The sequence below is a fragment of the Salinimicrobium oceani genome, from assembly GCF_012037645.1.
Genome location: NZ_JAAVJR010000898.1, coordinates 1 through 393 on the forward strand (window position 1 = coordinate 1; position 393 = coordinate 393).

1 pseudogene is annotated in these 393 nt (G+C 41.2%); it reads left to right on the plus strand.

From position 1 onward, the window contains the following. Positions 1-393 (plus strand): annotated as a pseudogene (locus HC175_RS19950) (ABC transporter ATP-binding protein); the annotation flags it as partial.

Below are 393 nucleotides of genomic sequence, written 5' to 3' on the forward strand. Positions count from 1 at the left end.
GATTCGGGTCAAATCGCAGCCGATAAAGACTTAAAAATAGGTTTTTTAAAGCAGGATATTGATTTTGTAGAGGGACGAACAGTACTTGATGAATCGTATCAGGCGTTTGAGGAGATCAAGAGGCTGGAGAAAAAACTTGAGGAGATCAACCATCAGCTGGCAGAGCGAACCGACTTTGAGAGTGATGAGTATCACCAGCTAATGGTAGATCTTAATGATGTACAGCATCAATACGAGATCCATGGTGGTTACAATTATCAGGGTGAAACTGAAAGAATACTTCAGGGTCTGGGTTTCAAAAGAGAAGATTTCAACAAACTCACAGATACTTTTTCCGGAGGTTGGAGAATGAGGATAGAACTTGCAAAGCTCCTGCTTCAGCAAAACGATATC